Genomic DNA, 13,104 nt, shown 5'->3' with positions numbered 1-13,104 from the left:
CAAAAAGGCGTCGCATCATGCGGCGCTTTTTTTTGCCCTTTCGATCGACAGAGGATCGCATGCCGACCGAACCCAGTACTGCCCTCATCACCAACGATATCGTTGGCCTTGGCCTGATCGCCGCCACCCTGGCCCTGATTTTCTGGGCCGCCAGCGGCCCGACCCCCCTGCTGAAGAAAATCTTCGCTTGGGTGCCCGCCCTGCTGCTGTGCTACTTCATCCCGGCCATCTACAACACCGCTGGCCTTATCGACGGCCACGACACCGCCCTCTACAACCCCATCGCCCGCGACGTGCTGCTGCCCGCCGCCCTGGTGCTGCTCACCCTTTCCATCGACCTCAAGGGCATCCTCAAGCTCGGCCCCAAGCTGCTCATCGTGTTCTGCGCCGGCACCTTCGGCATCATGCTCGGCGCCGTGGTGTCGTTCCAGCTGATGTCCTGGATCCACCCGGAAACCGTCGCCGGCGATACCTGGGCCGGCATGGCCGCACTGGCCGGCAGCTGGATCGGTGGCGGCGCCAACATGGTCGCCATGCGCGAAGTATTCGGCACCGACGCCACCACCTTCGGCCAGTTCGCCGTCGTCGACGTCGCCTGCGCGAGCCTGTGGATGGCCGTTCTGCTGTTCCTGGCCAACCGCGCCACCCAGATCGACACCCGCAAAGGCGCCGACACCCGCGCCATCGACGAAATGAAAGCGCGCATCAGTGCCTATGAGGCCCAGAATGCCCGCATTCCCAGCCTCACCGACCTCATGCTGATCGTCGGCGTCGCCCTCGGCGGCGTCGGCCTGGCCCACGCCATCGCCGCCCCCCTGAGCGCCTGGTTCAAAGCCCACATCAGCTGGGCCAGCCAGTTCAGCCTCGACAGCGCCTTCGTCTGGGTGGTCCTGCTCTCCACGTTGCTCGGCCTCGGCCTGAGCTTCACCCGCGCACGCCGGCTCGAATCGGCAGGCGCATCCCGCCTGGGCACCGTGTTCCTGTACTTCCTGATTGCCTGCATCGGCATGCAGATGGACCTGCTGTCCCTGCTGGATCGCCCATGGCTGTTCCTGCTCGGCGTGATCTGGATGCTCACCCACATCCTCGTCCTGTGGACCGTCGCCAAGCTGGTCAAGGCGCCGCTGTTCTTCTTCGGCATCGGCTCGATGGGCAACATCGGCGCAGCGGCATCGGCACCGGTGGTGGCAGCGGCATTCCATCCCAGCCTGGCGCCGGTGGGTGTGCTCCTCGGAACAGTCGGATACGCCACGGGAACCGGTCTGGCATACGTAACCGGCTTGATCCTCAAATGGATGGCCGGAGCATAACGACGCCATCAGCATCGGGAAGGCCGGCCAACGGCCGGCGCTACCGCGTTTTCGTTCCGTCATCTGCCATCTGTGGATGGCGGGGCGGCGGTGGGGGTGCGGGACTGTAGAAAACATGGATGTTTTCTACAAGCCCCCAAGGGTGAAGCTGCACTGCTTGCGAGGCACTGCCTCGCGTGCGGCTGAACGCACAACCGCTGGCGGTTGGGCCGGGGCCCGGAGGGCGGTTCACGGCGTGTCCCGCACCCCCACCGCCGCCCCGCCATGGCCGATATCAAATCAGAGCCAAGAGAAAAGGCGGCGCAGGTGCGCCGCCTTTTCGTTTCTAGAAGCCGTCTCGACCAACGGTCGAGACCTACCGTTCAACAGCGCGATAGCGCCAATGTCAGCAGCAGCGACCCCCATTGCGGCCGCCGTAACGCGCTTCCTGGCGCTCGCGGAAGAACGTCTTGTAGTCCATCGGCGTGCGGTCCGGATGCTTTTCCAGCACGTGCCGCACGTAGTTGTCGTAATCGGGAATCCCGCAGCACAGACGTGCCGTCTGCACCAGGCGCCGCCAGATGCGGCGGTGCGCCTGGTACTGCCCGACCGGAACCAGACCCGTGCTCATCACAGGTCCGCCATCTGGTGCGGCTGCAGCGCCACGTATTCCGTCTCACGGTCCGTGCGCTGCGGCGTACGGCGTGCCACCACGATCGTCTTGATCGCATAGGCCAGGATCGCGAACACCACGAACAGGAACAGCACCGTCAGCCCCGTGTTGACGTACGCGTTCACCACGATCTGCTGCATCTGCCCCACCGTCTTGGCCGGTGCCGTGATCGTCCCGCTCGCAATCGCATCCTGGAACTTGTGCGCCTGCGCCAGGAAGCCCTGCGCCGGATTGCTGTCGAAGATCTTGATCAGCCCCGCATACGTCGTGCAGATCAGCAGCCATACCGCCGGCACCGCCGTCACCCACGCATAGCGGTCACGCTTCATCTTGAACAGCACCACCGTACCCAGCATCAGCGCGATACCCGCCAGCATCTGGTTCGAGATGCCGAACAGCGGCCACAACGTCTGGATGCCGCCGAACGGATCCACCACGCCCGTGTACAGCAGATAGCCCCACAGCGCCACGCAGCCCGCCGTCGCGATGATGTTCGCCGTCCACGACTCGGTCTTCTTCAGCGCCGGGATGAAGTTGCCCAACAGGTCCTGCAGCATGAAGCGGCCCGCACGCGTACCCGCATCCACCGCCGTCAGGATGAACAGTGCCTCGAACAGGATCGCGAAGTGGTACCAGAACGCCATCATCGCGTTGCTGCCACTTGGGATCGCCTGGTGCAGGATCTGCGCGATACCCACCGCCAGCGTCGGCGCGCCACCCGCGCGGTGCAGGATCGTCGGCTCGCCAATCGCCGCCGCCGTCGCCTCCAGCTGCTCCGGCGTGATCGTGAAGCCCCACGTCGTGGTGATGTAGTGTGCCGCCGAGACCGCATCGGCACCGATCACCGCCGCCGGGCTGTTCATCGCGAAGTAGATGCCCGGATCGATGATCGATGCCGCCACCAGCGCCATCACCGCCACGAACGATTCCATCAGCATGCCGCCGTAACCGATGTAGCGCATGTGGCGCTCATTGGCCAGCAGCTTCGGCGTCGTACCCGACGCGATCAGCGCATGGAAGCCCGACACCGCACCGCACGCAATGGTGATGAACAGGAACGGGAACATGCCGCCCTTCCACACCGGACCATCACCGCTGGCCGCGAACTGCGTCAGCGCCGGCATCTTCAGCTCCGGCATCACGATCAGGATGCCGATGGCCAGCGCCACGATCGTGCCGATCTTCAGGAACGTCGACAGGTAATCGCGCGGGGCCAGCAGCAGCCACACCGGCAGCACCGATGCCACGAAGCCGTAACCGATCAGCATCCAGGTGATCTGGATCCCGGTGAAGGTGAAGGCCGGGCCCCAGACCGGGTCCGCCGCCACCTTGCCGCCGTACCAGATCGCCAGCAGCAGCAGGATCAACCCCACCACCGAAATTTCGCCGATCTTGCCCGGGCGGATGTAGCGCATGTAGATGCCCATCAGGATCGCGATGGGCATCGTCGCAATCACCGTGAACATGCCCCACGGGCTTTCCGCCAGTGCCTTCACCACCACCATCGCCAGCACCGCCAGGATGATGATCATGATCAGGAACGCGCCGAACAACGCGATGGTGCCAGGCACCTGGCCCATTTCCTCGCGCACCAGGTCACCCAGTGAACGCCCGTTGCGGCGGCTGGAAATGAACAGGATCATGAAGTCCTGCACCGCGCCGGCCAGCACCACGCCCACCACCAGCCACAGCAGGCCGGGCAGGTAGCCCATCTGCGCCGCCAGCACCGGGCCCACCAGCGGCCCCGCACCGGCGATGGCCGCGAAGTGGTGGCCGAACAGCACGTGCTTGTTGGTGGGCACGTAATCCAGGCCATCGTTGTTGATCACCGCGGGCGTGGCCCGGGTGGGATCCAGCTGCATCACCTTGTCGGCGATGAACAGGCTGTAGAAGCGATAGGCAATGAGATAGATGGAGACTGCGGCGACCACGATCCACAGCGCGTTGATGTGTTCGCCCCGCCGCAATGCAACGGTGCCAAGACAGAATGCGCCGAGCAGCGCGAGCGCCGCCCAACCCAGCTTGGAAAAACCTTTCATGAGATTGCGTCTCCCTGAAGAACTCCGTAAGGGTCCGCCCTGGCAGTGACCGGGTCAATGCGCCTGCGGAGGCTTGCCGCTAGTACTTTGGTCGTACACGGGTACAGAACACCACGCTTGGAACAATCGGTTGCGGGCATGACGGTTGGCGCCTCCGGGGGCTGCGCCCATCTTGTATCCATCTTCCTTTCGCCGGAGTCAACATGAGCAGCCCAACCCCGGTGCGCGTGCAGCGCACCATCCGTGGCATGGCCACCTCCGACGGGGCCGGCGTGCGCCTGACCCGGGTCATCGGTGGTCCCTCGCTGCCGGACCTTGACCCGTTCCTGCTGCTGGATGAATTCGGCACCGATCGCGCCGAGGACTACATCGCCGGCTTCCCCAGCCACCCGCATCGTGGCTTCGAGACCGTGACCTACATGCTCGACGGGCGCATGCGGCACAAGGACAACCACGGCAACGAGGGCCTGCTCACCCCGGGCAGCGTGCAGTGGATGACCGCCGGCCGCGGCCTGGTGCATTCGGAAATGCCCGAGCAGGAATCGGGGCAGATGCGCGGCTTCCAGTTGTGGGTGAACCTGCCGGCGCGCGACAAGATGACCGATCCCAAGTACCAGGAGTTCGCGCCGGACCGCATTCCGCTGGCGCAGCCGGCGCCGGGCGTGCAGGTCAAGGTGATCGCCGGGCAGGTGGGCGACACGGTCGGCCCGATCGTGCAGCCGGCCACCGATCCGTTGTACCTGGATGTGCAGCTGGATGCAGGCACGGCCTGGGATTACGTGCTGCCTGAAGGGCATAACGCGTTCGCCTATGTGTTCGAAGGCGGGCTGACGATTGGCGACGGCGATGACGCGCGTCCGGTCGACCGGCAGGAAATGGCGGTGCTCGATGGCGGCGAACTGCTGCAGCTGCGCGCGGGCGCCGGTGGAGCGCGATTGATCCTGGTCGCCGGGCGGCCGTTGCGGGAGCCGGTGATGCGCCATGGCCCGTTCGTGATGAACACCAGGCAGGAACTGATGCAGGCCTTCGTGGATTTCCAGGAAGGCCGCTTCTGAAACAAGCCAGCGCCGGCCATTGGCCGGCCCGGGCGATCCGGGTGCCGGCCAACGGCCGGCGCTACCGGGTGTCACCGCTCCGCGGCGACCGCCGACGGATTGAGGTTCATGCCCTGCGACAACGTCTGCAGCGCGCGCAGCTCGCTGGCGTCGCTGGGATACAGCGAAATCTGCGCGTAGCGGTTCTTGTCGAACTTGACCACGGTCATGCGGCGGGTGGCATACCCCGGCGGCTGCTGTCCGCCCAGGTCAGGCTGGTACCAGTACAGCGACTCACCGGCGAAGTTGCCCTTTTCCTGGCGCAGCGGGCGGGGCAGCGGAATATCCGGGTCGCGCCCGGTGAGCATCATGGTCATGACTTCGCGCCCGTCTGCCGCAGTGGCCTTGCAGAGCACGTAGGTGGCCGCAGACTGTTCCTGCCATTGCAGGCCGCTGGATTCGGGCAGTGCCGGGCATTTGGCGGCCGATTGCGCCGTGGCGATGCCGGCCGTCAGTGAAAGGCCAAGGAATATCAAGGCGTGCAGGATCTTCATGCGTTCCCCCAAGTGTGCAAGTAGCCGTGCCGTCCCCTGCGGGCGCTTCCGGTGGCCAAGCGTTCCCTGGCCGATGTGCTGCGCATGCCCCATGCGCGTACCGGAAGGACCCGTCAGGTGACGGTCTGGTGATTTCGACCTTAACGGAATGTGACCGGTTCTTCAAATAACCGTTTCAAATGATTCTGAACCCGGTTAGCGGGGTGGGCCATCGGCACCGATCCATTTGTAGGCGATGCCGCCGATCAGGCCGCCCAGCAGCGGGGCCAGCCAGAACAGCCACAGCTGGCCAAGCGCGCCGCTGCCGGCGAACACCGCCACGGCGGTGGAGCGGGCCGGGTTCACGGAGGTGTTGGTGACCGGGATGCTGATCAGGTGGATCAGGGTCAGGGCCAGGCCGATGGCGATCGGGGCGAAGCCCGCCGGGGCACGGCCGTGGGTGGCACCCATGATGACCACCAGGAACAGGGCGGTGAGCACCACTTCGCAGAGGAAGGCGGCGGCGACGCTGTAGCCACCGGGCGAGAGTGCGCCGTAACCGTTGCTGGCGAAGGCGCCGGCCTGGCTGCCGTCGATCTGGAAGCCGGGTGCGCCGGAGGCGATCTGCAGCAGGATGAAGCCGGCCAGCAGGCCGCCCAGCACCTGGGCGACGATGTAGGGCAGCAGGTCGCGCGCCGGGAAGCGCCCGCCGACCCACAGGCCGACGCTGACAGCGGGGTTGAAGTGGGCGCCGGAGATGTGGCCGAACGCGTAGGCGCCGGTCAGGACGGTGAGGCCGAAGGCCAGTGCGACGCCGAGGAAGCCGATGCCCAGCGGGTTGCCGTCACCGCCGAATTTCGCTGCGAGGACGGCGCTGCCACAGCCGCCGAGAACCAGCCAGAAGGTGCCGAGGAATTCGGCGGCCAGACGCTTGCCCATGCTCATTGAAGATCTCCACGGATGCCCAGGGGGAATCACGTCGGAAATCGGATGATGCAACGCGCGCGCATTACGCCGGCAGTGGAATGAATTCCTTGTCGTCGCCGGGAATGTTGCCGAAAGCCCCCGATTCCCAATCGTGCTTGGCCTGCTCGATGCGTTCCTTGGAACTGGAGACGAAGTTCCACCAGAGGTGGCGCGGTCCGTCCAGCGGTTCACCACCAAGCAGCATGGCCTTCAACGGGGTCTTGGCGCGCAACCGGCCACGGGCGCCGGCTTCGGGAATGATGAGATGTTGGGCGGGCAGATCGACGCCGTCGAGCTGGGCCTCGCCTTCCAGGATGTAGAGCGCGCGTTCGACGTGGCCGGTATCGAGGTCGAGTTCGGCACCGGGGTCCAGGTCGATGGCGACGTTGAGGGTGTCGGCAAAGACGTTCACGGGGGATTCTTCGCCGTAGGCGCGACCGGCGATGACGCGCAGCCAGGCGCCATTGCGGCGCTGCTCGGGCAGGGTGGCGGCGGCGTGGTGGTAGAAGGCGGGCGCGGTTTCTTCATACGCCTTCGGCAGTGCGACCCAGGTCTGCATGCCGTGGATGGGGTGGTCGTGTTCGCGTTCGACCGGCGGGGTGCGTTCGGAGTGGGCGATGCCGCGGCCGGCGGTCATCCAGTTGACGTCGCCGGGGCGGATCACCTGGTCGGAGCCGAGGGTATCGCGGTGGCCGATGGCGCCGGACCAGAGGAAGGTGACGGTGGCCAGGCCGATGTGCGGGTGGGGGCGGACGTCGATGCCGGCACCGGCGCCCATGACGGCGGGGCCCATCTGGTCGACGAACACGAACGGGCCGACGCTGCGCGCCTGGATGCTGGGCACGGCGCGGCGGACTTCGAGGCCGCCGATGTCATGGACACGCGGGGCGATGATGGTCGTCATGCGGGCTTTCTCGCTGGCGGGGACAGGCGGAAAGGATGGCACGCGGGTCGGGCGGCTGCATGGCCCGTTCGGGTAACAGGCTGTTTCGTTTGCGGCCGACGAAAAAGCGGTAGGTACCGACCGTTGGTCGGTACTGCAGGTGCACAAAAAAAACGCCACCTTCCGGTGGCGTTTCTGCTTCGATCAATCGATTCTTTAAATCACCGGCTCACGCAACACCGCCGCGTCCCAACCCGGGCGCGGGGCAAAACGGTCGCCGTGGCGCTGCTGCAGTACCTTCAGGCGCTCCACCAGCGCATCGGCGCCGGTGGCGCGGATGTACTGGATCGGGCCGCCGCGGAACGGGGCGAAGCCGGTGCCGAAGATGACGCCGGCGTCGAGCAGGTCGGCGTCAGCCACCACGCCGTCGTGCAGGCAGGCGACCGCTTCGTTGAGCAGCGGCAGGATCAGGCGGTCCTCCAGGTCCTCCGGCGCCTGGTAATTGGCCGGTACGTCCGGCTTCTGGGCGCGGCCGTTGTCCCACTTGTAGATGCCCTGGCCATCCTTCTTGCCGCGCTTGCCCGGTTCGACGGTCTGCAGGGCAGCGGGGATCTGCAGGCCCAGGAACGGGGCCAGTTCCTTGCCGACGCCGGCGGCGACGTCCAGGCCGACGGTGTCGAGCAGTTCGATCGGGCCCATGGGCATGCCGAACTTGACGGCGGCCTTGTCGATGACCGGGCCGGGCACGCCTTCGGCGTAAGCGGTGGCCGCTTCGAGCATGTAGGGGAACAGGACGCGGTTGACCAGGAAGCCGGGGGTGCCGGCGACGGGCACGGGGAACTTGCCCAGGGCCTTGCAGAACGAGGCCAGGCGGCGTTCGGTTTCCGGGGCCATGCCGTCGTGGTGGATGATTTCCACCAGCGGCATCTGGGCGACGGGATTGAAGTAGTGCAGGCCGGCGAACTGGGCCGGGCGCTGGATGTGGTCGCGCAGTTCCACCAGCGGGATGGAGGAGGTGTTGGTGGTCAGCAGGGCGTCGGCCTTCATCTTCGGCTCGAGCGTCTGGTACAGGCCACGCTTGGCCTCGGCATCCTCGATGATGGCTTCGATCACCAGGTCGGCCAGGGCAACGCCGTCGCCGGCGAGGTCGGCCTTGAGGCGGGCGGCGACGGCGGGGCGCTTGCTCTCGTCACGCACCTTCTTGGCGAACAGGGCCTGGGCGCGTTCGATGGCCGGGTCGATGAAACGCTGTTCGCGGTCCTGCAGGGTGACCTCGAAGCCCTTGTAGGCAGACCATGCGGCGATGTCGCCGCCCATCACGCCGGCGCCGACCACGTGCACGTGGCGGATGCCGTGGTCCTTTCCGCCCAGTGCCTTGAGGCGCTCGGTCAGGAAGAAGATGCGGATCAGGTTGCGCGCGGTCGGGGTGCCGGCCAGCTTGACCACGGCGCGGCGTTCGGCGTCCAGGCGGGCCTGGATGCCGCTGCCACCGGTGCGTGCCCAGGTGTTGATCAGGGCATACGGGGCGGGGTAGTGGTCTTTCCTGGCCTTGCGCGCGACCTGCTTGGCCATCTGCGGGGCGAGCAGCCTGCGCGCCAGCCAGGTGTTGGTGGCCCAGGCGGTCAGGCGCTGTTTGAACGGGCGGGTGGTGCCGGACAGGCCCAGTGCGACGGCGGTGTCGAGCAGCACCGCCGGGGCGACGACCTTGTCGACCAGGCCGATGTTGCGGGCGGTCGATGCCGACAGGTTGCGGCCGGTCAGCATCATGTCCATGGCGGCGGGGGCGCCGACCAGCTGCGGCAGCCGCGCGCTGCCACCCCAACCGGGGAAGATGCCGAGCTGGGTTTCGGGCAGGCCGATCCGGGTGGAGGGATCGTTGGAGGCCACGCGGTAGCGGCAGGCCAGCGCCAGCTCGGTGCCGCCGCCCAAGCAGTGGCCATGGATGGCGGCCACGGTCGGGCAGGGCAGCTCGGACAGCTTCTGGTAGGTGGTCTGGCCACGGCGGATGGCGTCGTTGACGGTGCCGCGGCGATCGAATTCCTGGAATTCCTTCAGGTCCGCACCGGCGATGAAGCCGGCCGGCTTGATCGATTGCACCACCACCGCCTTGGGCGGGTCCAGCGCCAGGCGTTCGACCAGGTCGCCCAGTTCCAGCAGCACGTCCTGCGACATCGCATTGACGCTGCTGTCGTGGCGGTCGAGGCTGAGTACCACGACACCATCGTCACGGATCTCGGGGTGCCAATGTGAGAAGCGGAGCCCATCGAAGCCTGAGAGCATGGAGGCGTTCCATCCGGTTGTGTATGGAGAAGGGGGCTATGATCCAGAGGTTGTTTCCTCCCCGTCAAATCCCTATAGCTGGGGGGAGGAGCACCGGGTTCATGGCGGTGATCTGGAACCTTAACGGAACGGTGGTTAAAAGCTGGTACGGCGCGCGGTGATCGGCGCTGAACTTTTCCCGGGATTGGCAGTCTCATTGCCCGACGTCGGTTGGGCTGACAGGAGTGCGGCCCCCCATGGCCGAGGTTGAAACACCACAGGAGCTGGACCTGGAGCTGGTCCGGCGCGTGCAGCGCGGCGAAAGTGCGGCGTTCGATGTGCTGGTGCGCAAGTACCAGCATCGGATCGTCGCCCTGATCGGGCGCTACATCGCCGACTGGAGTGAATGTCAGGACGTTGCCCAGGATACGTTCGTCCGCGCTTACCGCGCGATCGGCAGTTTCCGCGGCGACGCCCAGTTCTATACCTGGTTGCACCGGATCGCCGTGAATACTGCCAAAAACCATCTAGCCGCCCACAACCGCCGCCCGCCCACCGATGACATCGAAATCGGGGACGCCGAACAGTTCGACAGCGGCACCCGCCTGCGCGATACCGACACGCCCGAACGCGAGTTGATGCGCCAGGAGCTGGAGCAGACGGTGATGAAGGCGGTATCGGCGTTACCGGAAGAGTTGAGATCGGCCATCACCCTGCGCGAGGTTGAGGGCCTGAGTTACGAAGAAATCGCGCAGAAGATGGGGTGCCCGATCGGCACCGTGCGGTCGCGGATTTTCCGTGCCCGCGAGGCGATCGACACTGAACTTCGGCCGCTGCTGGATGTCGGCAGCGCCACCCGCGAGAAGAGCCGCGTATGAGCCACCAGATGCCTGACAAATTCGATGCCCACCACCGCCAGCAGCTTTCTGCACTGGTGGACGGAGAGCTGCCGCTGGAAGAGGCGCGGTTCCTGCTGCGCCGCCTGGAACACGATGAAGACCTGTCGCGCTGCCAGGAACGCTGGCAGCTGCTGGGCGATGTGCTGCGCGGGCAGGCCTGTGCGCCGGCGCCGCAGGGCTTTGCCGACCGGATCCAGGCCGCTGTTGCGGCCGAGCCGGTCACGGTGGTCGCCGCAACGCCGGCCCCGCGCCAGCGCCGCGGCGGTCTGCTGCGCTGGGGTGGCGGTGCCGCGCTGGCCGCCTCGGTGGCCGCCATCGCACTGTTCATGAGCCGCGAGCAGTTGCCCGGGCAGGCCCCGCCGGAGCAGCCGACCACGATCATCGCCAGCCAGGCGCAGCTGCCGCCGGCACCACCGCGCGCGCCGCTCAATGCCGCCGTGGTGGCCGATGCCGCCCTGGCCGTGGCCGCCGTGCCGGCCGCAGCCGTCAATGCCCGCCGTAGCAGTGCCACCCGCACCCAGCAGGCCGCCGCGCGCAGCGTGGCCGGCCGCAGCGCCGAACCGATGCGTGCGGTGGCCAGCCAGCCGGCGCCGGCCCCGTCGGTGCCAGCCACCGATGCCCGGGCCCTGCCGTTCGGTGAGGTCGGCAACCTGCAGGCCCGGCCGTGGCCGCGCTCGACGGTGGGCAGCAGCGGGGCGCTCAATGCCAGCTTCTCCACGCAGGAGCCCCAGGCGGCGTTCTATCCGTTCGAGCCGCGCCTGCAGGATGACGCGTCCGGCGCGCCGCCGGTGCGTCGCCAGCGCGACTGACCTTTGCCTCCATTCCCGACATCCAGGCGCTGCACGCGACGTGCAGCGCCACCCCTTCCCCTGAACATCCCTGACCCGGAGGCTCGAGTCTGATGACCGCCCGTATCCGCACGCACGCCATGGCCCTGCTGGCCATCACCCTTCCGCTGGTGGCCTGTGCCCAGTCGCCCAGCCCGACCGCGCCTGCAGCGCAGGTGGCCGCCGCCCCGCGTGCGCCGGCCGCGCCGCTGGTCAGTGGCCTGCCGGACTTCACCAACCTGGTGGAGCAGGTCGGTCCGGGCGTGGTCAACATTGAAACCACCATCGTGCGCAGCAACCGCCAGGCGCGCGGCGCCGGCCCCGGTCCGGGCGATGACGAGATGCCGGAGTTCTTCCGCCGCTTCTTCGGCCCGGACTTCCAGATGCCGGGCCAGCCCGGTGGCGACGATGAAGGTCCCAGCATCCGCGGCCGCGGCATGGGCTCGGGCTTCATCATCTCGCCCGACGGCTACGTGCTGACCAACCACCATGTGGTGGCCGACGCCGGCGAAGTGAAGGTCAAGCTGGGCGACCGCCGCGAGTTCACCGCCAAGGTGATCGGCAGCGACCAGCAGTACGACGTGGCTCTGCTCAAGATCGATGCGAAGAACCTGCCGACCGTGCGCGTGGGCGATTCCAACACGCTCAAGCCCGGCCAGTGGGTGGTCGCGATCGGCTCGCCGTTCGGCCTGGACCACTCGGTCACCGCCGGCGTGGTCAGTGCGGTCGGGCGCAGCACCGGCGGCCAGGACCAGCGCTACGTGCCGTTCATCCAGACCGACGTGGCGATCAACCAGGGCAACTCGGGCGGCCCGCTGCTCAATACCCGCGGTGAAGTGGTCGGCATCAACTCGCAGATCTTCTCCGCTTCGGGCGGCTACATGGGCATCAGCTTCGCGATCCCGATCGACCTGGCCATGGGTGCGGTCGAGCAGATCAAGAAGAACGGGCGCGTGAGCCGTGGCCAGCTGGGCGCGATCGTGGGCGCCATCACCGGCGACGTGGCGCAGGGCTTCAACCTGCCCGACAGCCGTGGCGCGCTGGTCAACGAACTGGTACCGGGCAGTGCCGCGGCCAGGTCCGGGCTGGAAGTCGGCGATGTGATCCGCTCGGTCAACGGCACCCCGATCAACACCTTCAGCGATCTGCCGCCGCTGATCGGCGCCCAGGCGCCGGGCAGCAAGGTCCGCCTGGGCGTGCTGCGCGAAGGGAAGGAGCGTGAGATCACCGCGACCCTGACCGAGCTGGCCGAGGATGCCGCCCGCGGCACCGCCGGTCCGGCTGCCGCCGACGCGGCGCCGCAGGTGGGTGCCAACGCCCTGCTGGGCCTGGACGTGGCCGACCTGACCGCCCCGCAGCGCCAGCAGCTGGGGCTGGACGCGGGCGAAGGCGTGCGCATCACCAACGTCAAGGGCCAGGCTGCCCGCGATGCCCGGTTGTCGCCGGGCATGGTGATCCTGCAGGTCGGGCGCACCCCGGTCGGCAGCGTGGCTGCGCTGAACAAGGCGCTGGGCGGCTACAAGAAGGGCGATGTGGTGATGCTGCTGGTGCGCGCGGGCAGCAACAGCGCCTTCGTGGCGGTCAAAACCGGGCAGTAAACCCCGTCCCTGCTGCGTTTCCGGGCCCGCTTCGGCGGGCCCGGTCGTATTTGGCCCCCCGGCACGCGGGGAGGGGTCGGCCATGCGATAATGTACCGTTATCC

General features: G+C 67.3%; 11 protein-coding genes. 5 read left to right on the top strand and 6 right to left on the bottom strand.

Annotation, left to right across the window (positions count from 1 at the left end):
* The first annotated feature begins 59 nt into the window (after window positions 1-59).
* Entirely contained in the window at window positions 60-1,310 is a 1,251-nt protein-coding gene (locus AC06E7_RS01630; protein WP_478063606.1) for a DUF819 family protein, read from the top strand.
* Between the two features lie 385 nt (window positions 1,311-1,695).
* Here the strand turns inward: AC06E7_RS01630 and AC06E7_RS01625 are convergent, their stop codons facing one another.
* Together AC06E7_RS01625 and AC06E7_RS01620 are read right to left on the bottom strand one after the other, a co-directional pair.
* A complete protein-coding gene (locus tag AC06E7_RS01625) occupies window positions 1,696-1,920 on the bottom strand; it encodes a YbdD/YjiX family protein (protein WP_068853636.1) in 225 nt (74 codons plus the stop codon).
* On the bottom strand, window positions 1,920-4,001 hold the full coding sequence (locus tag AC06E7_RS01620; protein ID WP_068853635.1) for a carbon starvation CstA family protein: 2,082 nt from the start codon (window positions 3,999-4,001) through the stop codon (window positions 1,920-1,922). The genes AC06E7_RS01625 and AC06E7_RS01620 overlap by 1 nt, the downstream gene beginning before the upstream one ends.
* Before the next feature lie 203 nt (window positions 4,002-4,204).
* Here AC06E7_RS01620 and AC06E7_RS01615 point away from each other — a divergent pair, with 203 nt between their 5' ends.
* The gene (locus tag AC06E7_RS01615) at window positions 4,205-5,056 is read left to right on the top strand and encodes a pirin family protein (protein WP_217537761.1); all 852 of its coding nucleotides are present in this window, start codon (window positions 4,205-4,207) and stop codon (window positions 5,054-5,056) included.
* A gap of 71 nt (window positions 5,057-5,127) precedes the next feature.
* Here AC06E7_RS01615 and AC06E7_RS01610 read toward each other — a convergent pair whose 3' ends face one another.
* From AC06E7_RS01610 to AC06E7_RS01595, 4 genes are all read right to left on the bottom strand, one after another.
* Window positions 5,128-5,589, bottom strand: a complete 462-nt coding sequence (locus tag AC06E7_RS01610) for a hypothetical protein (RefSeq protein WP_210130831.1) — start codon at window positions 5,587-5,589, stop codon at window positions 5,128-5,130.
* 195 nt (window positions 5,590-5,784) lie between these two features.
* Window positions 5,785-6,513, bottom strand: a complete 729-nt coding sequence (aqpZ, locus tag AC06E7_RS01605; protein ID WP_426804689.1) for an aquaporin Z — start codon at window positions 6,511-6,513, stop codon at window positions 5,785-5,787.
* A gap of 64 nt (window positions 6,514-6,577) precedes the next feature.
* Window positions 6,578-7,438 carry a pirin family protein gene (locus AC06E7_RS01600; protein WP_184126416.1) on the bottom strand — a complete coding sequence of 287 codons (861 nt, stop codon included), beginning with the start codon at window positions 7,436-7,438 and terminating at the stop codon, window positions 6,578-6,580.
* 195 nt (window positions 7,439-7,633) lie between these two features.
* Window positions 7,634-9,697, bottom strand: coding sequence for a 3-hydroxyacyl-CoA dehydrogenase NAD-binding domain-containing protein (locus tag AC06E7_RS01595; protein WP_478062660.1), 2,064 nt, complete (start codon window positions 9,695-9,697; stop codon window positions 7,634-7,636).
* A 236-nt stretch (window positions 9,698-9,933) separates the two neighbouring features.
* Here AC06E7_RS01595 and rpoE point away from each other — a divergent pair, with 236 nt between their 5' ends.
* From rpoE to AC06E7_RS01580, 3 genes are all read left to right on the top strand, one after another.
* Window positions 9,934-10,554: an RNA polymerase sigma factor RpoE gene (gene rpoE, locus AC06E7_RS01590; protein WP_068853630.1), complete on the top strand. Its 621-nt coding sequence runs from the start codon at window positions 9,934-9,936 to the stop codon at window positions 10,552-10,554.
* Window positions 10,551-11,384 (top strand): sigma-E factor negative regulatory protein, encoded by an 834-nt coding sequence (locus AC06E7_RS01585; RefSeq protein WP_478062659.1) that lies wholly within the window; start codon window positions 10,551-10,553, stop codon window positions 11,382-11,384. The genes rpoE and AC06E7_RS01585 overlap by 4 nt, the downstream gene beginning before the upstream one ends.
* Window positions 11,385-11,476: 92 nt before the next feature.
* Entirely contained in the window at window positions 11,477-13,000 is a 1,524-nt protein-coding gene (locus AC06E7_RS01580) for a DegQ family serine endoprotease (protein ID WP_217537757.1), read from the top strand.
* Window positions 13,001-13,104: the final 104 nt, after the last annotated feature.

Source organism: Stenotrophomonas sp. Steno-Z4 (assembly GCF_056393145.1).
Note: the sequence above shows the minus strand (reverse complement) of the source record. Positions and strands in the feature narration are given on the sequence as shown.